The organism is Microbacterium karelineae, from assembly GCF_009745985.1.
In the GTDB taxonomy this organism is placed as follows: domain Bacteria; phylum Actinomycetota; class Actinomycetes; order Actinomycetales; family Microbacteriaceae; genus Microbacterium; species Microbacterium karelineae.
Genome location: NZ_WFIX01000046.1, coordinates 1 through 234, shown reverse-complemented (window position 1 = coordinate 234; position 234 = coordinate 1). Strand labels below are relative to the sequence as shown.

1 protein-coding gene is annotated in these 234 nt (G+C 61.1%); it reads right to left on the bottom strand.

The window, feature by feature from the left end:
- On the bottom strand, positions 1 to 234 hold a 234-nt coding region (locus GB932_RS00825), incomplete at both ends, for an OprD family outer membrane porin (protein WP_156758902.1).

Here is a 234-nt window from a genome sequence, read left to right as displayed (position 1 = left end):
GATCCCGAGGCCGGCGAAGTTGTAGTCGTAGCGCGCCTGCCAGGATTTCTCGTCCTTGTTGGCGAAGTCGCCGATCTGGATGTAGTTCACCAGGTAGGGGTCGGTACCGTTGATGTAGGCGAAGCCGGTGTCGCCGCTCATCTTCTGGTAGCCCAGGCCGAAGGCGTGGTAGCCCAGGGCATAGGTGAACATGGCGTTGAGCGCCTTGTTGTCGATGTTGCTGCCGCCGTCGTC